The following is a 23,451-nucleotide window of genomic DNA, read 5'->3' on the forward strand; positions in this document are numbered from 1 at the left end:
CCGGGCACGTGCGCAACGCCGCCCGGCGGGTCAGGCTGGTGTACATGACCGGTTCCATAGAACCCATAGAACAGGGCACCAGCCAGACCCACGGGAGCACGCACCTCCTGCACTTTCTGGTGCGGGTCCCCAGGCCCGTGGAGCAGGTCTGGGAGGCGGTGGCCGCCCCCGAGGGGCTCGCGCGGTGGTTCGCCGCCGCCGACGTCCTCGAACCCCGGCTCGGCGGCGCGGTCACTCTTCGTGACGTGGGGAGCGGCCAGGTCACCGCGTGGGACGTGGACCGGGTCGCCGAGTACACGGTGGGTGACGGCGGCCGGATCCGCTTCCATCTGGAGCGGGACGGGGACGACGGCACGACGGTGCGCTTCACCCACGAGTTCCGGGGCGAGACCGAGACCGAGGAGCGCTGGCGGGCCCGCTTCGAGCGGCTGATCAGCCCACCGTGATCGAGTCCAGCTTCTCCCGCAGGTACACGTGCGAGTCCACCGGCTCGTACGCTACCCGCCCCACCGGCGCCGGTACGGACTCCACGATCGTGCCCGGTGTGCACTCGCCGAAGTAGACGAGGGACATCAGCTCCTCGGTGGGTGCGTCCGCGGGCGGCGGCAGGACGCGGTGGCGGCCCGAGCGCCAGCGGTCGCCGGTCCAACGGGCCATCAGATCACCTGTTTCTTGCGAGGAGGCCCCGGCGTTCACGCCGGGAGGAATCGCATCCGGGTGTCGCGACGCGGAGCGTCGCCGCATCCGGTTCGGGGCGCGGAGCGCCCGCGGCTGTCGGCATCGCCGAGGTGATGCGAACGCGTGTACCCGTGATCGCTGGTCGGGGTGATGGCCGGGGAATCATGGTCCGTGTGTGCGGCTGTCGTACGTATGGTCCTTCGGAGGATTCGGGACGGCGCGGTGTCCCGGCCCAGGACCATGAGGGGGCGAGATGGCGCGGGTGGAGGCGACTGCGGAGGCCGGGCATGCCCGGTACACCTTTCGGCTGCGCCTGTCGTCCGCCGCCCGTACCGCCCTGGCGGCGGAGTGGGACCGATGCCGTTGGGTGTGGAACGAATGCGCCGCCAAGTCCAGGGCCATACACCTGCACAACAAGGCCACCGGGCAGAAGGCCACGTGCGGTCCGGCTCAGCTCGACAGGATGCTGACCGAGGCCCGCGCCCGTACGCCATGGCTGCGGGAGGGCTCGTCGGTTGTCCAGCAGCAGGTCATCCGCGACTTCGGCCGCTCCCGCACCAAGGCACAGAAGGACATCAAGGCGCGCCTGCCCATGGCGCGTCAGGCCGGGATGCCGAAGTGGAAGACGAAACGCGAGGCGCTGCCGTCCCTCAACTACACCCGGCGCGGGTTCCGGTTGAAGGACGGCCGGCTGCACCTGGCGGGTGGCATCGTCGTGACGGTGGTGTGGTCGCGGGAACTGCCGGCCGAGCCGTCCTCGGTACGCGTCTACCAGGACAGTCTCGGACACTGGTATGGCTCGTTCGTCGTCCCTGCCCAGGTTGAGCCCCTGCCTCGGACCGGCCGTGTACTCGGCGTCGACTGGGGCGTGAAGGAGACCGCGACCACCACATCCGACGCGCACGACCTGCCGCACGCCGGGCACGGCAAGAAGGCCAGGACGAAGCTGACCCGGTATGACCGGATGATGGCCCGCCGCAAGCCGAAGAAGGGCCGGCCCGGGTCGAAGGGCTACCACGAGGCGAAGAAACTGCGGGCGAAGGCGCACAAGAAGGTTGCGAGGCAGCGTCAGGACACCGGCCGCAAGTGGGCCAAAAAGGCTGTCCGCGACCACGATGCCATCGCTGTCGAGGACTTCCGTCCGAAGTTCCTCGCCAGGACCACGATGGCCCGCAAGGCCGCTGACGCCGCCATCGGCGCCACCAAGGCCGCTCTGATCGCGATGGGCCGCAAGCACGGGCGGGACATCCGCCTCGTCCACCCCGCGCACACCACGATGGACTGCGCGCACTGCGATGCGAGAGCCAAGCATCGCCTGCCGCTGGGTGAGCGCACCTACACCTGCACCGTGTGCGGAAACGTGTCCCCACGGGACAAGAACTCCGCACGCGTCATGCTCGTCCGGGCTGGTCTCAACCCGGCTGGCGCTGATGGCGGAAGACCTCCTGGAGCGCTGCTCCAGGAGGCAGCCTGAGCCAGGAATCCCCTTCCCTTCAGGGAGGGGAGGATTCAACATGGTCGTACCGCGATACACGACCGCTGCCGTCCCGACGCGCGGAACGCGGCCGTCTCCGCGTGCATCGACGGGTCGTCGTCCTGGACGCGCCGGTTGCGGCCGCGGCCGAGGAGGGTGCCGTCGGCGCCGTAGAGGGCGGCGCCGATCGGGATGCCGCCCTCCGCGAGCCCGGCACGGGCCTCCTCGACGGCGGTCGCGAGCCAGGTGCGGGCCTCTGCGTGATCCATGGCTCTCATGCTGCTGTGGCCGCGGCGCCGGGGCAATGCGGTGCGGTGGTTCAGCGGAGGGTGACGAGGCTCGGCCCGTTGAAGGGGGCGTAGCTCGTCACCGTCCTCGGGGTGCGCAGGGTGTCGTCCTCGGCGAACAGCTGCCGTGCCGCGGCCAAGGACACGTCGCCGCTCACGACCGGGGCCACACGGTCGTAGAAGGCGCGGGACGGCTCGGGCAGGGGCTCCCCGGGCTCGCCCTCGGCCTCTCCCCACACGTCCCACAGCAGTGTCTCGACCTTGTTCAGCGCCGCGAGGTCGAGCCGGATGCTGCCGGACACGTACCGCTCGCCCCAGAACGGCCCCTCCTCGGGTGCGTGCAGTCCGAAGGTGGCCTGATCCGCGCCGTGCTCGCGGATCGCCCGCCATGCCTCACCCGCGACGAGGAAGCGGTCGCGCGGGACGTCCATGGGGTCGAAGTCGACCTTCCAGTGGGCGGTGACGAAGGGGTCGGCGAGCTGGGCGTCGGCGAACAGCCAGCCGCGGTCCTCGTCCCAGTACTCGGTGACGACGTGGTCGACATGGAAGCCGTCGGAGCCCCAGTAGTCGGCGAAGCCGATCCGGATGCGGGCCGGGACGCCCGCGTGCCGCAGGAGCGAGCAGTGCAGCAGCGAGAAGTCCCGGCAGGTCCCGACGAACCGGTCGCCCACCTCGCGCCGCCGGTCCAGCGGTGCCTCGTTCCGCCCGATGAGGATCCGCAGGATGTCGTCGATGTAGCGGGCCTCGGCGTCGTTGTGGAGACGGTCGGCGGGGTGGGTGTGGCCGTAGAGCTCGCCCTCCACCCGGTGGATCATCAAGTTCCTTGAGATGCCGGCGAGTTGGGCTGGGTCGCGGGGCAGGTCGGTGTAGTGGCGGGCGAGTTCGCCGGGGTCGGAGAAGGTGCTGTGCGAGGCGTGGAAGTCGAGCGACACGACGGGCCTCCCGAAGGCGTCATCGGCCACGCGTTCGAATACGGGCCGGTGCGGTCCACCGTGTCAAAATTCGCCAGGAATTGTCCAGTTGGAGGGGGCGACTGCGGTGTGCGGTGTGCGGTGTCACGCGCGCTGCCAGACCGTCACGGCGAGGTCGATGTGGTCGGCGTCCGGGATGCCGGTCACCTCGACGTAGGCGACCCGCAGGTTCTCCGTGCCGACGCAGGCCCGGTCGCCCTTCTGCACGTCCAGCGACGGCTGCCCCAGCCGGGTGTTGAGGAGCGTGGCGCACTGCGCCCGCGTCGGCGGCCGGGAGTCGGTCCAGCGGACGAGGGCGGAGGCGCCGTAGAGCTGGGCGGCTCCCTGGACGGCGACGTCGCCCACGGGGGCCCGGCCGGGCGGTACGTCGTCCAGGAACCAGCCCCGCACACCCGCGGTGCCGTCCAGCCGCAGGGAGCCCTGCCAGCGCACCCGGCTCTCCGCGGTCGGCGCGGGGGCCGGCGTCGAGGCCGGAGCGGGGGTCTTCCCGGGCGTCGACGGCGGTGCGGTCGTCGGCTCGGGCGGGTCCGGGTGGGAGGCGGCCGTCGTGGGGCCGGGGGCCGGAGTGTCCGAGGCGGGCGTGGGCGGCGGCGTCGATGGCGAGGACGTGCCGCTCGCGGTCGGCGGGCGGTTCAGCGCGACGACCAGCGTCACCGTCGCCGTGATCAGGGCCGCCGTCAGTGTGCCGGTGAGCGTGATGAGCGCCGCCTTCACCCCGGTGTCCTGGCTTCGAAACCAGCGGAGAAACCTCACCATGGCGTCCCTCTCCTGCCGGATGGACCGTCAACTGTACGTTCATGGAAGGGGCGTTGGCGATCAGGGAGAACCGGCCGCGAGGTACTCGTACAGCATCCCCGCCCCTTCGAGCATCGCCCGCGTCCGCTCCGTCAGCGCCTGCCCGCGTGCGGTGATCGCCGCCCGCAGTGCCTCGCTGCTGCCCTCCCGGCGCAGGCCCTCCAGGACCGGGCGGATCTGGTCGAGGAGGTAGTCGCTGCGGCGCAGGGTGTGGACCAGCCGGGCGTCCCGCACGTCCGCCGGGCTGTACGTCCGGTACCGGGTCCCCCGCTCCCGCCCCGGCGCGAGCAGCCCCGCCTCCTCCCACACCCGCAGCGCGGACGGCCGTACGCCGAGCAGCGCGGCGACCTCTCCGACGCGCAGCCCGCCAGGGCCGGGCGCCGGCTGCGGATCCGCCCGCGCCAGCGCCTCCAACGCCTCACCGCACGCCCGGAGATCGGACCGCTCGGTGTGCCGGGCGGCGTGCGTGGCGTCCACCAGGGCGAGGGCGCCCGGGGTGTCCCCGGCGTGCACGGTCCGCATGATCCGGGTCGCCGCCACCGGTCCGTACCCCTTCAGTAACGCCCGGTACGTCAGCAGCGCGCGCCGGTGCGCATCGGTGAAGGTGCGGTGTCCGGACTCGGTACGGGTGGCCGGGGGCAGGACGCCCGCGTCCTCGTAGGTGCGGATCTGCTGGGTGGAGACACCGGCCAGGCGGGCGAGGTCCACGGGGCGGAGGTGGTCGGTGTTCGTCATCTGTCTGAAGAGTACGGTCGCGGGGCGACTCGGTCGGCACGGTTTCCGGATCTTCACCAACAGGCGGATTCCAGGTGGAAACCGGGCGAGAACGACCCTGTCGCCTACGGTGAGGGCGTGGACGAAGAAGAGGACCAGCGCATGGCCGCCCTCGCCCCGGAGGTCTCCCGTCTCTCCATCGACCTGCTGCGCAGGGCGGTCGGCAGCTACCCGGCCGAACGGGTCGCCCAGGAGGCCCTGGAGTGCGCCGACGACGTCCTGGAGCGCTTCGGCACGGACGGCCTGCGCGTCCTCGTCATGAGTCTCGGATGCTGGGCGACGGTGCAGGTGGAGATCAACGCGCACGCTTCGGGCCGGCCGCCGGAGTCCCTCCTCGACGACATGCAGCTGACGTGGCTGGAGGCCGACCCGGAGGGCTGAGTGCGGCTGGGACGCGCCGTCCTGGCGAACGGGCCGGCCGCTGCGCGTGAGGCCGTCAGGTCGTGAGCCGGGCGTTCACCCTGAGCAGCAGCTTGCCCGTGCTCGTGCGAGTGCCCATCAGCCGGTGCGCCTCCGCCGCCTCCTCCAGCCCGAACTCCGCCGTCACCGGCAACGACACCGTGCCGTCCAGCACCTTCGCGAAGGCCCGCCCGGCGAGCGAACGCAGCTCGCCCGGAGCCGTCTTCGCCAGGGTCAGGATCGAGAATCCGCCGACCGAGATCCCCGTCGGGTACAGCTCGGGCTGCCCCACGCTCCACGCCGGAGCCGAACTCGCGTTGCCGAAGGAGACCAGGCGCCCGAAGACCGCGAGCGAGGCCAGGCTCGACCGGAGGGTCTCGCCGCCGACCGGGTCGAGGGCGAGGTCGACCCCGCGGCCGTCCGTCGCCGCCCGCACCGCGTCCTTGAACTCCCCGACGAACACCTCGTCGTACCCGTACTCGCGCGCGTGGGCGGCCTTGGCCTCGCCCGACACCACCCCGTACACCCTGCCGGCGCCCGCGGCCTTCGCCAACTGCCCCACCACCGTGCCGACTCCGCCCGCCGCGCCCTGCACGAGCACCGTCTCCCCGGGCTGCAGCCGGCCCACGGTGTGCACCAGGGCGTACGCCGTCGGCAGTACGGCCGGCAAGGTCGCCGCCGTACGCAGATCGACGCCCGCCGGGACCGGGAAGACCGCCGAGGCGTTCGCCAGCACCACGTCCGCGTAGGCGCCGCCCTCGGTCATCGCGGTCACCTCCTGGCCGACGGACAGCCCCGTCACGCCCTCGCCGACGGCCCGGATCCGCCCGGAGGCTTCGAGCCCGGGCACGAAGGGCAACTGCGGCACCCGGTAGCCCTCCCCGCGTGCCTTGAGGTCCGCGAAGTTGATCCCGGTGTACGCCACCTCGACGCTCACCCGGCCGGGACCCGGCTCGGGCACCTCGGCCTCCACCACCTTCAGGACCTCGGGACCGCCGTACTCCTTGATCTCGACCGCGCGCATGCCGGACCACCCCTGACTCGAGTGTTCAATGAAAAGCGAACACTGGCGAGTGTATGGTTTTCATCGAACACTCGGCAAGGCGTGAAGGAGCTTCGCATGACGCAGCGCACCAGTCATCGGACCGCCCCCGAGCACACCCACCCCGACGATGTTCCCGTCCAGACCGCACTCGCCGCACTCGCCGACCCCGTACGCATCGGCCTGGTAAGGGAGTTGGCGGGATCGCAGGAGTGGTCGCGCAGCTGCGGCAGCTTCGACGTGCCGGTCGGCAAGGCGGCCCTGAGCCATCACTTCGCGGTGCTGCGGGGCGCGGGCCTTGTGGAGCAGCGGGACGATGGGCCCAGGCGGGTCAACCGGTTGCGGAGGGCGGAGTTCGAAGCCCGGTTCCCGGGACTGCTGGAGCTGGTCCTGCGGGGCGAGCCGACGCCCTGAACGCCCTCGCCGAGCCCATCCCCGAGAAGGCGTACGGAGAGAGCGGCAGCAGGTACGTCACGGTCGAACACGTCGATCAGGCCTGGCCCTTCGGCATCGCCGGCCCGCTGTCACCACAGTTCAAGCCATGTGCGTTCTCGGCCAGTTGGCGCGAACCGGCTGGTCAGTCCGCGCTGGGCTCCTCGCCCCGCTCGCGTCGCCGCAGCTCCTCCTCGCGGCGCCGCAGGTCGGCCTCCCAGTCCTTGAGGAGCGCCTCGTCCTTCTTGTTCTCTTCCTTCAGGGACTTCAGGAACTCGGGGTTGTCGTCGGGCGCGACGAACTCCGTGCGGTGGTTGCGGTGCCACTCCGAGGGTGTGGACCCGCCGGCCGGGGCGCCGCGCTGCTTGCCCGCGAGCAGCCAGGCGACCGGACCGACCAGCACCTCGCCGAACAGCAGGATGATGAGCACCCAGACCACCTTGGGCAGCCCGCGCACCTGCTCCTCGGGGGTGTTCAGGCAATCGATGAAGGCGTAGATCCACAGCGCCAGGACCAGCAGGAACGGCAGATACCTGACCATGGTGGTGCGATCCCCCAGGAGACGGTGAAGGGGCGCTCCACGGCCCCGGTGACGGGGTCAGGGTAGCGGGTGACCGATACTGGGACGCATGGCTTACGACGATCTTCGCTCCCTGCTCAGGGCATTGGAACGCGAGGGCGACCTCAAGCGCGTCAAGGCCGAGGTCGACCCGTACCTGGAGGTCGGGGAGATCGTCGACCGGGTACAGAAGTCGGGGGGACCGGCGCTGCTCTTCGAGAACGTGAAGGGCTCCGCGATGCCCCTCGCGATGAACGTCTTCGGGACCGACCGCCGGCTGCTGAAGGCCCTGGGGCTGAAGTCGTACGGGGACATCTCCGAGAAGATCGGCGGACTGCTGCGCCCCGAGCTGCCGCACGGCTTCGTCGGCGTCCGCGAGGCCTTCGGGAAACTCGGCGCGATGACGCACGTACCGCCGAAGAAGGTGAAGGAAGCCCCCGTACAGGAGGTCGTCCTCACCGGCGACGACGTGGACCTGGAGCAGCTGCCGGCCCTGTTCACCTGGCCGCAGGACGGCGGGTCCTTCTTCAACCTGGGGCTCACCCACACCAAGGACCCGGAGAGCGGCATCCGGAACCTGGGCCTGTACCGGCTGCAGCGCCACGACAGGCGCACCATCGGCATGCACTGGCAGATCCACAAGGACAGCCGCAACCACTACCAGGTCGCGGCGCGCAGGGGCGAGCGGCTGCCGGTCGCGATCGCCTTCGGATGTCCGCCCGCGGTGACGTACGCCTCCACCGCGCCGCTGCCCGGCGACATCGACGAGTACCTCTTCGCCGGGTTCATCGCCGGCAAGCGCATCGAGATGGTCGACTGCAAGACCGTTCCGCTGCAGGTGCCGGCCCAGGCGGAGGTCGTGATCGAGGGCTGGCTGGAGCCCGGAGAGATGCTCCCCGAGGGCCCCTTCGGCGACCACACCGGCTTCTACACCCCGCAGGAGCCCTTCCCCGCGCTGAAGATCGACTGCGTGACGATGCGGAAGCGGCCGCTGCTTCAGTCGATCGTCGTAGGCCGCCCTCCGACGGAGGACGGACCTCTCGGCCGTGCGACGGAGCGGTTCTTCCTCCCGCTGCTGAAGATCATCGTCCCGGACATCGTGGACTACCACCTGCCCGAGGCCGGCGGCTTCCACAACTGCGCGATCGTCTCGATCGACAAGAAGTACCCCAAGCACGCCCAGAAGGTCATGCACGCTGTCTGGGGGGCACACATGATGTCCCTGACGAAGCTGATCGTGGTCGTGGACTCCGACTGCGACGTCCACGACCTCCACGAGGTCGCGTGGCGGGCCCTCGGCAACACCGACTACGCCCGGGACCTCAGCGTCGTCGAGGGCCCCGTCGACCACCTCGACCATGCCTCCTACCAGCAGTTCTGGGGCGGCAAGGCGGGCATCGACGCGACGAGGAAGTGGCCCGAGGAGGGCTACACACGCGACGGCGGCTGGCCCGACATGGTGGTGTCCGACCCCGAGACGGCGGCGAAGGTCGACCGTCGTTGGAAGGAGTACGGCCTTTGAGCAGCGCATCCGCCGCGATCCCGCAGCCAGGACGCACCAAGGCGTTCCTCCGCCTGGTGATGATCGAGCACTCGGTCTTCGCCCTGCCCTTCGCCTACATCGCCGCCCTCACGGCGATGTTCCAGTGGGACAGGAACATCCACTGGGGGCGGCTGCTCCTGGTCACCATCTGCATGGTGGGCCTGCGCACCTTCGCCATGGCGGTCAACCGGATCATCGACCGCGAGATCGACGCCCGTAACCCGCGCACGGCGCACCGCGAACTGGTCACCGGCGCGATGACGGTGAAGCACGCCTGGACGGGCGCCCTGGTCGCCCTGGTGGTCTTCCTGGGCTCGGCGGCCCTGCTGAACCCGCTCTGCCTCGCCCTGGCGCCCATCGCGGTGATTCCGATGGTGGTCTACCCCTACGGGAAACGCTTCACGAACTTCCCCCAGGCCATCCTCGGCCTCGCGCAGGCGATGGGCCCCGTCGGCGGCTGGCTCGCGATCAGCGGGGAGTGGTCCTGGGACGCCACGATCCTCGGCCTCGCGGTCGGCATCTGGATCGGCGGCTTCGACCTGATCTACGCCTGCCAGGACGTCGAGACCGACCGCGAGATCGGCGTCCTGTCGGTCCCGGCCCGCTTCGGCATCCCGGCCGCGGTGTGGGGCGCCCGGGCCTGCCACACGGTGACCACGGCGCTCTTCGTCTGGTACGCGGTGGTGACGGACGCGGGCGGCTTCTTCTGGGTCGGCCTGATGATCGTCGCCGGCGCGTTCGTCTACGAGCACTCCATCGTGCGCCCGCACGACCTGACCCGCCTGAACAGGGCGTTCTTCAGCGTCAACGGCTTCATCGGCATCGCCCTGTTCGCATGCGCGCTCCTGGACCTGCTGGTGCGCGGGCTCACGGTGTAGCGGGCTCACCGTGCAGGCACAGGGGTGGTGCGGGCCGGCGGCGGAGCAGGCACGCCGTCGCCAGACCCGTCACCGGGCCGAAGGTGCGCGGCCTCACCGTCCGAGCGCCGCAGTGGTGGGGGACCGGCGGCCGAACCAGAACGCCGTCGCCACGCCCGTCGCCAGGCCGATCAGGTGGGCCTGCCAGCTGACGCCCGTCTGCAGCGGGGAGAGGCCGAACAGGATCGAGCCGCCCCAGACCGCACCCACCAGCAGGCCGACCACGACTCCGAGCGGGCGGCGCTCCACGAAGCCGCTGACCAGCAGGAAGCCGAAGAGGCCGAAGATCAGGCCGGAGGCACCCGCCGTGTTGCTGTGCGCCGGGGCCGTCAGCCACACACCCAGCCCGTCGGCCACGATGACGACCATGCACACCGCGGCGAACCGGCGCAGGCCGCCCAGGGCCGCGAGAAAGCCCATGACCAGCAGCGGCACGCTGTTGGCGGCCACATGGGCGAAGCCGAAGTGGATGAACGCGGCCGGGACGACGTCGATCAGCTCGGACGGCTCGCGCGGTGTGATGCCCAGGCCGTCCAGTGCGTGGCCGCTGACCACGTCGATCACTTCCAGCAGCCACAGCAGGGCCACCCAGCCCACCATCAGCTTGGCCGCGGCCTTGGCGCGCTCCGCGCGCGACCACTCAAGCTCCGTACCCGACATGGCACCCCCCACTGCTCCCTCGTCCCCTCCAGGGAACGCCCGGACCCCCTTGCCCGGTTCCCACCCCGCGGCGCCGGATAGGCTCGGTGTCGTGAACCCAGTCAAGCCAGGAGAGACGCCGCGTACGCCTTGGATCGTAGGGGTCTCCGGTGCTTCCGGCACCCCCTATGCCGCCTCGGTGCTGCGCGCGCTGCTCGACGCCGGCGAGAGCGTGGACCTGGTGGTCAGCCGGGCCTCGCGGCTCACCATGCTGGACGAGACGGGGATCTCCTTCCGGGACGCCCACTGGCAGGACGACCTGCGTGAATGGCTGTCCCGGGGCGCCGACGGAAAGCCGGGGACCTTTCCGGTGGACATCGGGGGCGTACGGCACTGGAGCGCGGGGGACCTCGCCGCCGGCCCGTCCTCGGGGTCGTATCCGAGCAAGGGCATGCTGATCGTGCCCGCCTCCACGGCCTGCGTGGCCGGTGTCGCGCTCGGCCTCTCCAAGGACCTGTTGCAGCGGGCGGCGAGCGTCACCCTGAAGGAGCGCCGCCCGCTGGTGGTGGCCGTACGCGAGACCCCGCTCAGCGGCCAGACCCTGCGCCATCTCGTCACCCTGGACGACGCCGGCGCGAGTGTCGTACCGGCCTCACCGGGCTTCTACGCGGGCGCGACCCACATCCAGGACCTCGTGGACTTCGTCGCCGGACGGGTGCTGGACGCGGCGGGCGTCGAGCACGGCCTCTACCGGCGGTGGAAGGGCGAACTGGGCGGCGGCACGCCGGGCCGGTAGCAGTACCTCTCACCTCTCATCACTTCGGGAACTCTTCAGCGGAAGGCTTCGATCGCATGGACGCGGTGGACAGGCAGCTCATCCAGGCCCTGAGAGAGAACGGCCGGGCCTCCTACGCGGAGCTGGGGCGCCTCGTCGGTCTGTCGGGACCCAGCGTCACCGACCGCATCAACCGGCTGGAGGCGGCCGGTGTCATCACCGGCTACCGCGCCACCGTCGACTCCGCCTCCCTCGGCCTCGGCGTCACCGCCCTCATCGGCATCTCGCTGTCCGACGCGGCCGACCACGAGGACGTGGCCCGCCGGCTGAAGGACCTCGGCGAGATCGAGGACTGCTGGTTCATCGCGGGCGACGACTCGTACATGCTCAAGGTGCGTTCGCCGGACGTGGACGGGCTGGAGAAGACCATCCGGCGGCTCAGCGGCACCAAGGGCGTGTCCCGGACCCGTACCACCATCGTGCTCTCCACGAAGTGGGAGAACCGGGTCGGAGAGCTGCCCGAAGAGGCGTAGACGTACGGTTGTCGAAGTGGTTGTCGCGGGGGTCGTCGGAGAGAGGTGTGGGCATGGACGTCGGGCTCAAGCGCGAGCTGGAGGAGAAGGTCAGGGCCGGTGAACGGCTGACCCGTGAGGACGGCGTCGCGCTGTACGAGTCGGACGACCTGGCGTGGCTCGGCGGCCTCGCGCACGAGGTGCGCACGCGCAAGAACGGCGACGTCGTCCACTTCAACGTCAACCGCCACCTCAACATGACCAACGTGTGCACGGCCTCCTGCGCCTACTGCTCCTTCCAGCGCAAGCCGGGCGAGAAGGACGCGTACACGATGCGCATCGAGGAGGCGGTGAAGCTCGCCAAGGCGATGGAGGGCGAGAACCTCACCGAGCTGCACATCGTCAACGGCCTGCACCCGAACCTGCCGTGGCGCTACTACCCGCGTTCGCTGCGGGAGCTGAAGGCCGCCCTGCCGGACGTCTCGCTCAAGGCGTTCACGGCCACCGAGATCCACCACTTCGAGACGATCAGCGGTCTGTCGGCGTCGGAGATCCTGGACGAGCTGATCGACGCGGGTCTGGAGTCGCTCACGGGCGGCGGCGCGGAGATCTTCGACTGGGAGGTCAGGCAGCACATCGTCGACCACCGCACCCACTGGGAGGACTGGTCGCGCATCCACCGCCTGGCGCACGAGAAGGGCCTCAAGACCCCGTGCACCATGCTGTACGGCCACATCGAGGAGCCCCGTCACCGCGTCGACCACGTCCTGCGGCTGCGTGAACTCCAGGACGAGACCGGCGGCTTCCAGGTCTTCATCCCGCTCCGCTACCAGCACGACTTCGTGGACCTGAAGGACGGCAAGGTACGCAACCGGCTGCAGGCCCGCACCCAGATGGCGACCGGCGCGGAAGCCCTGAAGACCTTCGCGGTCTCCCGGCTGCTCTTCGACAACGTCCCGCACGTCAAGGTCTTCTGGGTCATGCACGGCGTCCAGACCGCCCAGCTCGCTCTCCAGCACGGCGCGGACGACATGGACGGCTCGGTCGTCGAGTACAAGATCACCCACGACGCCGACAACTACGGCACGCCGAACAAGCTGACCCGCGAGGACCTCCTGGACCTCATCCGGGACGCGGGCTTCAGGCCGGTGGAGCGGAACACGCGGTACGAGATCATCAAGGAGTACGACGGCCCGGACGCGGCCCGCCGGGAGTCGCCGCAGCCCATGCGGGTGTGAGCCGGTCCGGGCACGGGGTGCCCGGCGGGCGTGAGCCCCCGTACGACCGGGCCCGAGGACGCCTGCACCGCTGAGCCCTACCTCCCGGACCGCGGCGGCCTGCCTGCACTGCGCAAGGCGGGCGCCGGCTGCCGCGGCTGCCCCCTGCACCGGGACGCCACCCGGACCGTCTTCGGCGAGGGCGACGCACACGCGCGCGTGATGCTCGTCGGCGAGCAGCCCGGTGACCAGGAGAACCGCCATTGCAAGCCGTTCGTCGGCCCCGCCGGGAAGCTCCTCGACCGCGCTCTCGGGGAAGCCGGCATCGACACGGCGGACGCGTACGTCACCAACGCCGTCAAGCACTTCAACATGATCTAGCCAGGAATCCCGGCCCTTTACTTCAGGGCCGGGCAGTTGACCACCCACCGGCTGATGACGCACTGGGTGTGGCTGTACACGGTGATGGTGCACCCCCGCCACCAGGGCCGCGGCTACGGCCGCGACCTGCTGGCGGCCGCCGCCGACGCCGTCCGCGGCTTCCCCGGCACCGACGCGATACGGCTCACCTGCCGCGGCGGGAACGGCCTGGAGCGCTTCTACGGCTCCTGCGGCTACAAGGAGGCCGGCCGGATTCCCGGCGCGATCCGTGTCGCTCCCGGCGACGACCGGGACGACGTCGTCATGCTGCTGCCGCTCACCTGACCGCCGTCCGCCACCGGTCCGACCCCCGTCGAAGATCGCAGGCCCGGCGTGCTTCACTGGACGGTGCCCCTTTTTGGAACCGGAAGAGTGGATTGACATGCTCCGCTACACGCTGATGCGCCTCGGGATCTTCGCGGGCTGCCTCGTGGTCGTCTGGGGCCTCGTCTACTCCGGCGTCGTCCCGCGCGGACTCGGTGACTCCAACGGCATGTGGGTCGTCCTGCTGTCCCTCCTGATCTCGGCCCCGATCAGCTTCGTGGTGCTGCGCAAGGAGCGGGACCGGGCCTCCGTACAGGTCGTCCAGCGGGTCGACCGGATGAAGGCCAACCTTGAGGCGAACGCCGCCCAGGAGGACGGCGCGGACGACGCGGCACGGGCGCACGGGCACACCTCGCAGTCGTAGTCGTTGCATGAGCGGGGGTTGGGAGTACGGCCGCCCAACTACCCTTGCCCCATGGGTGCCGTGAAGACCAAGCGGATGCCGCGCGCGGTCCGTGAGCAGCAGATGATCGACGCCGCCGTGCGGACCTTCGGGCAGCGCGGATACATGGCCGCGTCGATGGACGAGATCGCCGAACTGGCGGGCGTGTCCAAGCCGTTGGTCTATCTGTACCTGAACTCGAAGGAAGACCTGTTCACCGCCTGCATCCGCCGGGAGGCGAAGGCACTGGTGGAGGCGGTCCGGGCCGGCGTACGGCCCGACGTGCCGGCCGACCGCCAACTCTGGGAAGGGCTGCGGGCGTTCTTCACGCACACCGGGCAGCACCCCGACGGCTGGGCGGTGCTGCACCTCCAGGCCCGGACCCGCGAACCGTTCGCGGCGGAGGTCACCGCGATGCGCGAGGAGATCGTCGCGTTCGTGACGGAGCTGATCGTGATCGCGGCCCGGGAGGCCCATCGCGATCCCGACCTCCCCGAGCGCGAGGTCGCCGGCCTCGCCGAGGCCCTGGTCGGCGCCGCCGAGTCGCTGGCCGCCTGGGCCAACACCACCCCCACCACCACGGCCCGCCAGGCGGCGGCCACCCTGATGAACTTCGCCTGGGCGGGACTGGGCAACCTCATGGAGGGGCGCCCGTGGGCGCCGCCCGCCACGCAGGAACCATGACACCTGTCACGGGGTAAGGCGGACGCCGGACGCTGGGGGAGGGGAAGCCTGCGCCCGTACTTTCGTCGCATGACGAAGAGCGGCGCCGCCCACCCGCAGAAGACCGACATCAAGGTGAGCCTCCTCGGCGGTCACCGCCTGGGGGGGCGAGACCCTCCACGAGCGCACCCTGACGGCCTCCCCGGACGGCGCCGAACTGCGCATCACCAAGCTGAGCCTCGTCGGCGGCGTCAGCCTCAGGGTCCGCCCCGACGTCCGCGTCGAGGTGCACGGCATCCGGCTGGGCGGAGTGAAGGACGACGGCCCGGCCGAGCCAGGTGGCCCCACGGTCCGCATCGACGCGTGGGGCCTGCTCTGCGGCGTCACCGTCCGCCGGGGCTGAGGCGGTTCAGCCGGTCAGGGGTGTCACCCGCCCGTTCACGTGGACGCGGCCCTCGCCCCCGCGCAGCTCGAACCGCCCCCGGCCCGCCGCGTACGTCACGCTCCCCGGCAGCAACACCGGCGCCCTGAACTGCGCCTCCAGCCGGGCTCGTTCGGGCGCCCCGTGGGCGGCGAGGCAGCGGGCCACCGTCCACATTCCGTGCGCGATGGCGCGGGGGAAGCCGAGGAGGCGGGCCGTGAGGGGGTGCAGATGGATGGGGTTGCGGTCGCCGGACGCCGCGCCGTAGCGCCGGCCGATGTCCCCGCCCAGCCGCCACTCGGCGACGGCGGGCAACGGTTCGGGTTCGTCCGAAGCCCGTGCGGGCATACGGCCCTGGGTCCTGTGCCGGGCCAGATACGTGCTCCTCGACTCCCACACGACATCTCCCTCGGCCCGCATCTCGGTGATCACCGAGGCCTCGGTGCCGCGCCGGTGCGGTTCCAACCCGCCGATGTACACGGCGAGTTCGTACTCTCCGGTGGCCGCCGTCGTCCGCCGCCGGGTGATCTCGACCGACGTGTGGACGAGACCGAGCAGCGGCAGCGGGAAGCCCCGGTCGCTCATCAGCCGCATGGCCAGCGGAAAGCCCAGCACATGCGGATACGTGAGCGGCAGCGCGTCGTCGCCGGTCGCGAAGCCGCAGACGCGCTCGTACGCCGCGAGCCGCGAGAGGTCGATGCGCAGTCCGGGCAGGACGAGCCGGTCGCGGGGGAACTCGGCGTCCGGGTGCGGGCGTTTGAACGGGGACAGCAGCGCCCCGCGGGCGAGCAGGGGACCGAGCGCGGGGGCACCGGACAGGACGACGGACACCGACCTCACACCCCCAGCGGGCTCTGGCCGCAGACTCGTACCACCTGCCGGCCTCCGTCGACGCAGACCTCGGCGGCCGTCCCGACCCCGATCACCCGGCCGCGGACGCAGGCGGACTTGAGGGAAAGGAGGAAGCGCAGGGAGGATCCCCCGGGCCTCCACGACAGACAGCGGTCGGCCATGTTCATAACTCCCCACGTGTACGGTCTGCTTACTCCAGAGTAAGGTTACCCGAGGTAAGGAGAGGTCAGAAGGTGAAAATCGCTCACCATAGCGCCCGGTAGGGTCCTATAGGCAAGAAAAGCGACGAGGCTGCACATCCCCGACGCATCCCCACCGCCGGACAATCTCCGGACTTTCACCGGGTCATCACGCGAGCGCCGTACGATCTCCTCCCCTGACCTGCGGCAACTCTCCCGCAGGTCATCTCCGTTGAGACTCTGGGATCGCCCGTGTCCACCTCGCACCCGTCCACACCCGCGGCGGTCCACTCCACGACGTACGACGGCACGCCGGTTCTCGTGGAGCCCGAACTCCTGCGGCAGGACGGAGAGGTGCGCGAGGCCTCCGTACCGCCCTTCGTCCCGAGGCTGACGCACGGTTCGCTCGCCGACCTGCCCTTCGACAACGCGCGCATCGCCCCCGGAGACAACGTCCTCAGCCGCAGGGCCGAGACGGGCCGCTGGTCGGACGTGACGGCGGCCCGGTTCGCCGACGAGGTACTGGCGGTGGCGAAGGGCCTGATCGCCGCGGGGCTGGTCCCCGGGGACCGGATCGCCGTCATGGCGCGGACCGTCTACGAGTGGACGCTCCTCGACTTCGCCGCCTGGGCCGCGGGCCTCGTCACCGTGCCGATCTACCCCACCTCCTCCGCCTTCCAGGCCCGGTGGATCCTCCAGGACTCCGGCGCCGCCGCGCTCGTCACGGAGACCGCCGCGCAGGCCGCGACCCTCGGCCCCGAACTCGACCGGGTGCCGGACCTACGGCACCTGTGGGTCATCGAGAAGGGCCATGTGGAGCGACTGGGCGAGCACGGCGCACAGGTGCCGGACCAGGAGGTGGCCGTACGGCGCGGGATGCTCGGCCCCGACACCCTCGCCACCGTCGTCTACACCTCGGGCACCACCGGCCGCCCCAAGGGCTGCGCGATCACGCACGGCAACTTCTTCGCCGAGATCGACAATGCTGTCGAACTCCTCTATCCCGTGTTCCGGGCGCGCACGAGCGAGGAGGCCGCGGTCCTGCACTTCCTGCCGATGTCGCACATCTTCGGGCGCATGGTGGCGGTCGCCTGCATCCGCGCCCGGGTGCGCCTCGGGCACGCGCCGAGCCTGAAGTCGGATGAACTGCTGCCCGACCTGGCGAGCTTCCGGCCGACCTGTCTGGTCGCCATCCCGTACATGCTGGAGAAGGTGTTCAACGTGGCCCGCGCGCGGGCCGAGGCCGGCGGCCGGGTCACCTCCTTCGACCGCGCGGTGGGCGTGGCCTGCCGCTACGGCGAGGCGAAGGAGGCAGGCAAGGCGGGTACCGGCCCCGGCCCGAGCGCCTCGCTGAAGGCGGCCCGCTCCTTCTACGACCCGCTCGTGTACCGCCGTATCCGCAACGCCATGGGCGGCAGGGTCCGCTACATGATCTCCGGAGGCTCCCCGCTGGGCCGGCGGCTGGCCTCCTTCTACGCCGGAGCCGGCATCGAGATCTACGAGGGCTACGGCCTGACGGAGACGACGGGCGCGACCACCGTCTCCCCACCCCTGAAGCCCCGCCTGGGCACGGTGGGCTGGCCACTGCCCGGCACCAGGGTCCGCATCGCAGCCGACGGCGAGATCCTGCTGGCCGGCGACCACGTGCTGCGCGGCTACTGGGACCCGAACGCCGGCGGGGTCGTTCCGGCGACCGTCGACGGCTGGCTCGCCACAGGCGACATCGGGCAGCTGGACGAAGAGGGCTACCTCACCATCACCGGCCGCAAGAAGGAGATGCTGATCACGGCGGGCGGCAAGAGCGTCGCCCCGGCCCCGCTGGAGAACTGGCTGCGCGCCCACCCCCTCATCTCCCAGGTCATGGTGGTCGGCGACACCCGCCCCTACGTCGGCGCCCTGATCACCCTCGACATGGAGGGCGTCAGCCACTGGCGCCGGATGCGCGGCAAGCACCCCGTGCCGGCCGAACTGCTCCTGGACGACGACGAGTTGAGGCAGGTCCTGCAGCGGGCGGTGGACGAGGCGAACAAGCTGGTCTCCCGCCCCGAGTCGATCCGCCGCTTCACGGTCCTCCCCGTCGACTTCACGGAGGAGGCCGGCCACCTCACCCCGTCGATGAAGCTGAAGAGGCAGGCGATCGCAGAGGAGTTCGCGGCACAGATCGAGCAGCTCTACGACCCCTACGGTGCGCGAACGTCCCGCCATGGGCGCGGGGAACCGCGCGACCAGCCACGGCAGACCGGCAGATGACGGACGGCCGGTCGATGGCCCACCCCGCTGAGCTAACTGCACAGGCCCAGCCCGGGACCATTCCCGAACACGCACCAACTCCCCATCCGGGCATCGTAGGATCGCCGTCCTACCCGCGGTAACCCTTCAGCCGCGCACCGCCGGTGAACGTCTCGGCACGCACTGCACGTACTTCACAGCAGAGCGGAATCGAGCTGCACGCCCCAGGAGCTGCCATGTCCGTGTCCGTGCCCTACCCGTCCGCGTCCGACTACGACGGTGTGCCCCAGCTCGTCGAGCCCGAGATCCGGCGGCTGGACGGGGAGGTGCGCGAGGTGTCCGTGCCGTCGCTCGTCGCGCCGCCCATCCACGGTTCGCTCGCCGACCTGCCGTTCGACAACGCGGACGCCGCGCCCGACGCGCGCGTCCTCAGCCGCCGTACGCAGGACGGGCACTGGGCGGACGTGACGGCGATGGAGTTCGCGGCGCAGGTCATGTCGCTGGCCAAGGGGCTGATCTCGGAAGGGCTGGTCCCCGGCGACCGTATCGCCGTCATGGCGCGGACGATCTACGAGTGGACGCTCCTCGACTTCGCCGCCTGGGCCGCGGGCCTCGTCACCGTGCCGATCTACCCCACCTCCTCCGTCTTCCAGACGCGGTGGATCCTCCAGGACTCCGGCGCGGTGGCCCTGGTGACCGAGACCGTGGGCCAGGCCGCCGCCCTCGGCCCGGAGCTGAACCGTCTGCCCGACCTGCGCCACATGTGGGTCGTCGAGAAGGGGCACCTGGAGCGCCTGGCCGAACTCGGCGCGCCCGTTCCCGAGCAGGAGGTCGCCGTACGCCGCGGCATGCTGGTCCCCGACACGCTCGCCACCGTCATCTACACCTCGGGCACCACCGGCCGCCCCAAGGGCTGCGTGCTCACGCACGGCAACTTCCTCGCGGAGGTCGACAACGCGACCGAACTCCTCTACCCGATCTTCAAGTCGAAGTCGACGGAGGACCCGGCCACCCTCCTCTTCCTCCCCATGTCACACGTCTTCGGCCGCATGGTCGCGATCGCCTGCATCCGGGCCCGGGTCCGCCTGGGCCACGCCCCGGGCCTGGACGCGGAAGCCCTCCTGGCCGACCTCGCCACGTTCCGCCCGACCTTCCTCCTCTGCATCCCCTACATGCTGGAGAAGATCTACAACAACGCGCGGGCCAAGTCGGAGTCCGGCGGCCGTGCTTCCGCCTTCGACCGTGCGGCGAGTGTCGCCGTCCGCTACGGCGAGGCGATGGAGGCCCGCCACGCCGGCACGGGCTCCGGCCCGAGCGCCGCACTGAAGACGTCCCGCGCCTTCTACGACCAGCTCGTCTACCGCCGTATCCGCAACGCCATGGGCGGCAGGATCCGCCACCTCATCTCCGGCGGCTCCCCGCTCGGCCGCCGCCTCGCGGCCTTCTACGCGGGCGCGGGTATGGAGATCTACGAGGGGTACGGCCTCACCGAGTCCACCGGCGCCGCCACGGTCACCCCACCCCTCAAACCCCGCCTGGGCACGGTCGGTTGGCCGATGCCCGGCACCAAGGTCCGTATCGCGGCCGACGGCGAGATCCTGCTCAGCGGCGGCCAGGTCTTCCGCGGCTACTGGGACCCGCAGGGCGGCGGAGTGATCCCGTCCCAGACGGACGGCTGGTTCGCGACCGGCGACATCGGCCGCCTGGACGACGAGGGCTACCTCACCATCACCGGCCGCAAGAAGGAGATCCTGATCACCGCGGGCGGCAAGAACATGGCGCCGGCCCCCCTGGAGAACTGGCTCCGCTCGCACCCCCTGATCTCCCAGTGCATGGTCGTGGGGGACCGCCGCCCCTACATCGCCGCGCTCATCACCCTGGACCTGGAGGGTGTCAGTCACTGGCGCCGGATGAACGGCAGGCACCCCGTTCCCGCCGAACTCCTGGTCGACGACGACGAGTTGAGGGCGATCCTGCAGCGAGCGGTGGACGAGGCGAACAAACTGGTCTCCCGCCCGGAGTCCATCCGCCGCTTCGTCATCGTCCCCGGGGACTTCACGGAGGAGGGGGGCCATCTCACGCCGTCGATGAAACTGCGCCGGGAGACGGTGATGCGTGACTTCGCGGCGTACGTGGAGGCGCTGTACGAGCGCTGATGTGCCCGCCCGCCCCTGTCACACGGTGAGCCCGGGCAGGGGCTTTGCCGGGGCGGCCACGGCGCCGTACCGCACGTACCACTCGGTGGACATCACCCCGGCCCGGACCTCCGGCGCGAGCGCGGCCAGTCGCCCCGGCAGGGCGCCCCGCTCCACCTCACTGCGATGTGCCAGTACGGCGTCCAGCTTCCGCCCGATCCACGGCCCGACGTCGACGGCCGCGGTGATCCACTCGTCCGGCACGCTGTACATCGCCCGGCCCGGCCGCAGCAGGACGCCGCCCAGCGCACGGGCGGCGGAGTCGGGGTGCGTGGCGAGATGGAGGGCGCCCGGCCGCCAGGGCGCGCCGGCCCGCGGGTACAGCCCGCCCCAGCCTGCGGCCTGCACCGCGAGCACGGTCACCCGGTGGGTGTGGACATGGTCGGGATGCCCGCTCAGCCCACCGTATGCGTCATGCGTGACGACGATGTCCGGCCTGAACTCCCGGATGTGCGCCACCAGTCGCCCCACCGCCTCGTCGAGCGGCGCGTCGCAGAGGCGGGGGCTGCCCGGCGCTGACTCCGGCACCTTCGCGTCGGCGTACCCGAGCATCCGGGGCTTGCCGGCCCCAAGGACGCGCAGTGCGTCGGCCAGCTCCGCGGCACGCCCTGTCTCCTCGGCCCAGGTCGCCGTGACGACGGCGGTCCGCGCGCCCGAGGCGGCGTGCCGGGCGAGCACGCCGCCTGCCGACAGGGACTCGTCGTCGGGGTGCGCGAAGACCGCGAGGAGGTTCGGCAGGGGCATCGAGGGATCACCTTCCGCTGCGGGAGCCGGGCCACATCACCGTGCCATCCCTGCGCGCCGGCGGCTCTCCGGAGGGAACGGGTGCCGACCCGGCGGCCGGGCCAGGGCCGAGTGGTCCTAGGCGCGGGGCTTGCGGGCGATGAGGCAGGCCTGCGGGACCGGCTCCGCGAGTTCCTCGTCCGCCTCGCGCACGGTCCGGGACAGCAGCGCGAACCCCGCCTCCGTCAGCAGGTCCGCCATGTGTTCCGGGCGGCGCCGCTGGAAGTCCAGCGAGACGGGGTGGCCCCACGGGTTGTCGTGCCGGCGCGGTACGTCTCCGGCCTGGAAGGCGAGCAGGAGGTGACCGCCGGGGGACAGCACACGGTGGAACTCGGCGAACAGGGACGGGAGCCGGTCCACAGGGGTGTGGATGGAGGAGTAGTAGGAGACGACACCTGCCAGGCTGCCGTCCGCATGGCCGAGGTCCAGCATCGACCCCTGCTCGAACCGCAGCACCGGGTTCTCGCGGCGCGCGATCGACAGCATCCCCTCCGACAGGTCCAGCCCGAACACCCGCAGGCCGAGCGAGGCGAGATACGCGGTGGTCCGGCCCGGTCCGCATCCCAGATCGGCCACGGGCCCGCCAGAGCCCACGAGTTCGGCGTAGGCGGCGAGCAGGGCCCGGTCCAGGGGCCGGTGGGTGAGCCCGTCGCCGAAGTGGTCGGCGTAGTCGTCGGCCACGGCGTCGTAGAAGGTGCGGGTGGCGGTGAGGAAGTCGGTGTCGGTCATGGCCGGGGACGCTACCGGCGGCCACTGACATCGATACCCGTAGCGGTTCCGGCGGCCGTGGCCCGGCCCGGCCACTGACTGTCGCCCCGCAGGGCCGTCTTCGCGTTGTGCTGCCCGATCGCCGGAGCTGGTTCGGCGCCGCAACGCCCCGGCACCCGGCCGCTCACCCCACCCCGGTCATCCGCAGCACCGCGGTGGTGGCCGCCGCCCCCACCACCACCACCGCGAACGGCGCCCGCCGCCAGGCCAGCACACCCGCCACCAGCACCCCGCCCGGCCGCGCCCACCCGGCGAACCCCCCGCCCTCCGTCAGCGCCCCCGTCGCCAGCAGCGCGACGAGCAGGACGACCGCCCCGGCCGCCATCAACTCCTGCAGCCTTACCGGGAGTTTCACCCGCCCGTGCAGCACCGGCCCCACCAGCCGGAAGGCGTACGTCCCCATTGCCAGAGCCAGGATCAGCGCAACGGTCGCGGTCATTTCGCCGCCTCCTTACGGCCGTACAGGAACAGTCCGGCCAGTGCTGTCAGCACCGGCACCCCCGCCGGAACGGCCGGCGTCACCGCCAGGGCCACTGCGGCGCCGAGCAGCGCACACCGGCGTATGCGCGCGTCCTCGCGCAGGGTGGGCAGGACCAGCGCCACGAGCACCGCGGGGAAGGCCGCGTCCAGGCCGTACGCCGCCGTGTCCCCGAGGGCGCCCCCGGCCAGCGCCCCGGCCAGGACGCCCACGTTCCACACGACGAACAGGCCGATGCCCGAGACCCAGAACGCCGCCCGGCGCCGTACCGGATCCGGCTGGGCGAGAGCGAAGGCCACCGTCTCGTCGGTGACCAGATGGGCGCCCAGCAGACGCGCCGCCCGCCCCCGGCCGAGGATGTCCGCCACCGCGAGGCTGAACGCGGCCGTCCGCGTGTTCAGGAGCAGGCCCGTGGCGGCCGCGGCGAGCGGACCGCCTCCGGCCAGCAGCACGCCGACCGCGCTGAACTGGGCCGATCCCGCGTACACCACCAGCGACATCACCACCGGAACCCACACCGGGAAACCGCCGGCCACGGAGATCGCGCCGAAGGACACACCGACGATGCCGCTTGCGAGCCAGACGAGTGAGCTGTCGCGGACGAGGTCTTTGCTGAGGCGGCCCCCGCAGACTCCTCTGCCGATGCCCCTGCCGATCCCTCTGCTGAGTGTTCGTTGCAGCGAACGCATGTTTTCTAGAATGGACAGCAGCTGCCGTGTTCGTCAAGGCGAACGATCGTACCG

At 71.2% G+C, this 23,451-nt stretch carries 24 protein-coding genes and 4 pseudogenes; 15 read left to right on the forward strand and 13 right to left on the reverse strand.

All coding sequences use genetic code 11. The features are described from left to right. Positions 1-44: 44 nt before the first annotated feature. Positions 45-446, forward strand: a complete 402-nt coding sequence (locus OOK07_RS25100) for an SRPBCC domain-containing protein (RefSeq protein WP_266682992.1) — start codon at positions 45-47, stop codon at positions 444-446. Here the strand turns inward: OOK07_RS25100 and OOK07_RS25105 are convergent. Beyond that, a pseudogene (locus OOK07_RS25105) lies at positions 433-666 on the reverse strand (isopenicillin N synthase family dioxygenase); the annotation flags it as partial. The gene OOK07_RS25100 and the pseudogene OOK07_RS25105 sit on opposite strands and share 14 nt — an antisense overlap. A 265-nt stretch (positions 667-931) precedes the next feature. Between OOK07_RS25105 and OOK07_RS25110 the strand changes: the two are divergent. Next, positions 932-2,152, forward strand: coding sequence for an RNA-guided endonuclease InsQ/TnpB family protein (locus OOK07_RS25110; protein WP_266798621.1), 1,221 nt, complete (start codon positions 932-934; stop codon positions 2,150-2,152). Positions 2,153-2,173: 21 nt separating this feature from the next. Here the strand turns inward: OOK07_RS25110 and OOK07_RS25115 are convergent. The 4 genes and pseudogenes from OOK07_RS25115 to OOK07_RS25130 form a co-directional block, all read right to left on the reverse strand. Continuing rightward, a pseudogene (locus tag OOK07_RS25115) lies at positions 2,174-2,430 on the reverse strand (nucleoside deaminase); the annotation flags it as partial. Positions 2,431-2,471: 41 nt separating this feature from the next. Next, positions 2,472-3,401, reverse strand: a complete 930-nt coding sequence (locus tag OOK07_RS25120; protein WP_266798623.1) for a transglutaminase-like domain-containing protein — start codon at positions 3,399-3,401, stop codon at positions 2,472-2,474. Positions 3,402-3,494: 93 nt separating this feature from the next. Next, positions 3,495-4,166 (reverse strand): hypothetical protein, encoded by a 672-nt coding sequence (locus OOK07_RS25125; RefSeq protein WP_266798625.1) that lies wholly within the window; start codon positions 4,164-4,166, stop codon positions 3,495-3,497. A gap of 60 nt (positions 4,167-4,226) precedes the next feature. Beyond that, on the reverse strand, positions 4,227-4,940 hold the full coding sequence (locus tag OOK07_RS25130) for a TioE family transcriptional regulator (RefSeq protein ID WP_266798627.1): 714 nt from the start codon (positions 4,938-4,940) through the stop codon (positions 4,227-4,229). A 117-nt stretch (positions 4,941-5,057) separates the two neighbouring features. On the opposite strand from OOK07_RS25130, the gene OOK07_RS25135 reads away from it, so the two are divergent. After that, complete coding sequence (locus OOK07_RS25135) at positions 5,058-5,360, forward strand: hypothetical protein (RefSeq protein ID WP_266682996.1); 303 nt, start codon at positions 5,058-5,060, stop codon at positions 5,358-5,360. 55 nt (positions 5,361-5,415) lie between these two features. Here the strand turns inward: OOK07_RS25135 and OOK07_RS25140 are convergent, their stop codons facing one another. Beyond that, positions 5,416-6,402, reverse strand: a complete 987-nt coding sequence (locus tag OOK07_RS25140) for a quinone oxidoreductase family protein (RefSeq protein ID WP_266798629.1) — start codon at positions 6,400-6,402, stop codon at positions 5,416-5,418. A gap of 96 nt (positions 6,403-6,498) precedes the next feature. Between OOK07_RS25140 and OOK07_RS25145 the strand changes: the two genes are divergently transcribed. Continuing rightward, positions 6,499-6,834, forward strand: coding sequence for an ArsR/SmtB family transcription factor (locus tag OOK07_RS25145; RefSeq protein WP_266682998.1), 336 nt, complete (start codon positions 6,499-6,501; stop codon positions 6,832-6,834). A 163-nt stretch (positions 6,835-6,997) separates the two neighbouring features. Here the strand turns inward: OOK07_RS25145 and OOK07_RS25150 are convergent, their stop codons facing one another. After that, positions 6,998-7,393 carry a PLD nuclease N-terminal domain-containing protein gene (locus tag OOK07_RS25150; RefSeq protein WP_266798631.1) on the reverse strand — a complete coding sequence of 132 codons (396 nt, stop codon included), beginning with the start codon at positions 7,391-7,393 and terminating at the stop codon, positions 6,998-7,000. An 88-nt stretch (positions 7,394-7,481) separates the two neighbouring features. On the opposite strand from OOK07_RS25150, the gene OOK07_RS25155 reads away from it, so the two are divergent. Beyond that, the gene (locus tag OOK07_RS25155; RefSeq protein WP_266683000.1) at positions 7,482-8,933 is read left to right on the forward strand and encodes a menaquinone biosynthesis decarboxylase; all 1,452 of its coding nucleotides are present in this window, start codon (positions 7,482-7,484) and stop codon (positions 8,931-8,933) included. Next, entirely contained in the window at positions 8,930-9,832 is a 903-nt protein-coding gene (gene mqnP / locus OOK07_RS25160; RefSeq protein ID WP_266683001.1) for a menaquinone biosynthesis prenyltransferase MqnP, read from the forward strand. The genes OOK07_RS25155 and mqnP overlap by 4 nt, the downstream gene beginning before the upstream one ends. 93 nt (positions 9,833-9,925) lie before the next feature. Here mqnP and OOK07_RS25165 read toward each other — a convergent pair whose 3' ends face one another. Next, positions 9,926-10,531, reverse strand: a complete 606-nt coding sequence (locus OOK07_RS25165) for a rhomboid family intramembrane serine protease (RefSeq protein ID WP_266798634.1) — start codon at positions 10,529-10,531, stop codon at positions 9,926-9,928. Positions 10,532-10,622: 91 nt separating this feature from the next. Between OOK07_RS25165 and OOK07_RS25170 the strand changes: the two genes are divergently transcribed. The 7 genes and pseudogenes from OOK07_RS25170 to OOK07_RS25200 all read left to right on the forward strand — a co-directional run bounded on the left by OOK07_RS25170 (position 10,623) and on the right by OOK07_RS25200 (position 14,824). Further along, the gene (locus OOK07_RS25170) at positions 10,623-11,306 is read left to right on the forward strand and encodes a UbiX family flavin prenyltransferase (RefSeq protein WP_266683003.1); all 684 of its coding nucleotides are present in this window, start codon (positions 10,623-10,625) and stop codon (positions 11,304-11,306) included. A 56-nt stretch (positions 11,307-11,362) separates the two neighbouring features. Next, positions 11,363-11,818, forward strand: coding sequence for an Lrp/AsnC family transcriptional regulator (locus OOK07_RS25175; RefSeq protein WP_266683004.1), 456 nt, complete (start codon positions 11,363-11,365; stop codon positions 11,816-11,818). A gap of 53 nt (positions 11,819-11,871) precedes the next feature. Next, positions 11,872-13,035 carry an aminofutalosine synthase MqnE gene (mqnE, locus tag OOK07_RS25180; protein WP_266683005.1) on the forward strand — a complete coding sequence of 388 codons (1,164 nt, stop codon included), beginning with the start codon at positions 11,872-11,874 and terminating at the stop codon, positions 13,033-13,035. A gap of 30 nt (positions 13,036-13,065) precedes the next feature. After that, positions 13,066-13,383, forward strand: a pseudogene (locus OOK07_RS25185) (uracil-DNA glycosylase family protein); the annotation flags it as partial. A gap of 54 nt (positions 13,384-13,437) precedes the next feature. After that, positions 13,438-13,719, forward strand: a pseudogene (locus OOK07_RS25190) (GNAT family N-acetyltransferase); the annotation flags it as partial. Between the two features lie 97 nt (positions 13,720-13,816). Then, complete coding sequence (locus tag OOK07_RS25195; protein ID WP_266683007.1) at positions 13,817-14,122, forward strand: DUF4229 domain-containing protein; 306 nt, start codon at positions 13,817-13,819, stop codon at positions 14,120-14,122. Between the two features lie 51 nt (positions 14,123-14,173). Next, positions 14,174-14,824: a TetR/AcrR family transcriptional regulator gene (locus OOK07_RS25200; RefSeq protein WP_266683008.1), complete on the forward strand. Its 651-nt coding sequence runs from the start codon at positions 14,174-14,176 to the stop codon at positions 14,822-14,824. Positions 14,825-15,212: 388 nt separating this feature from the next. Here the strand turns inward: OOK07_RS25200 and OOK07_RS25205 are convergent, their stop codons facing one another. Next, positions 15,213-16,055 (reverse strand): MaoC family dehydratase, encoded by an 843-nt coding sequence (locus OOK07_RS25205; protein ID WP_266798638.1) that lies wholly within the window; start codon positions 16,053-16,055, stop codon positions 15,213-15,215. A gap of 452 nt (positions 16,056-16,507) precedes the next feature. On the opposite strand from OOK07_RS25205, the gene OOK07_RS25210 reads away from it, so the two are divergent. After that, positions 16,508-18,505 (forward strand): AMP-dependent synthetase/ligase, encoded by a 1,998-nt coding sequence (locus tag OOK07_RS25210; protein WP_266683010.1) that lies wholly within the window; start codon positions 16,508-16,510, stop codon positions 18,503-18,505. Positions 18,506-18,720: 215 nt separating this feature from the next. Further along, complete coding sequence (locus OOK07_RS25215) at positions 18,721-20,640, forward strand: AMP-dependent synthetase/ligase (RefSeq protein ID WP_266798640.1); 1,920 nt, start codon at positions 18,721-18,723, stop codon at positions 20,638-20,640. 18 nt (positions 20,641-20,658) lie between these two features. Here OOK07_RS25215 and OOK07_RS25220 read toward each other — a convergent pair whose 3' ends face one another. From OOK07_RS25220 to OOK07_RS25235, 4 genes are all read right to left on the reverse strand, one after another. After that, positions 20,659-21,423 (reverse strand): PIG-L deacetylase family protein, encoded by a 765-nt coding sequence (locus OOK07_RS25220; protein WP_266683012.1) that lies wholly within the window; start codon positions 21,421-21,423, stop codon positions 20,659-20,661. 117 nt (positions 21,424-21,540) lie between these two features. Next, the gene (locus OOK07_RS25225; protein ID WP_266798642.1) at positions 21,541-22,191 is read right to left on the reverse strand and encodes a class I SAM-dependent DNA methyltransferase; all 651 of its coding nucleotides are present in this window, start codon (positions 22,189-22,191) and stop codon (positions 21,541-21,543) included. 163 nt (positions 22,192-22,354) lie between these two features. Further along, a complete protein-coding gene (locus OOK07_RS25230) occupies positions 22,355-22,669 on the reverse strand; it encodes an AzlD domain-containing protein (protein ID WP_266798644.1) in 315 nt (104 codons plus the stop codon). Continuing rightward, entirely contained in the window at positions 22,666-23,397 is a 732-nt protein-coding gene (locus tag OOK07_RS25235) for an AzlC family ABC transporter permease (protein WP_266798646.1), read from the reverse strand. The genes OOK07_RS25230 and OOK07_RS25235 overlap by 4 nt, the downstream gene beginning before the upstream one ends. Positions 23,398-23,451 lie beyond the last annotated feature (54 nt).

The sequence above is a fragment of the Streptomyces sp. NBC_00078 genome (assembly GCF_026343335.1).
GTDB lineage: Bacteria > Actinomycetota > Actinomycetes > Streptomycetales > Streptomycetaceae > Streptomyces.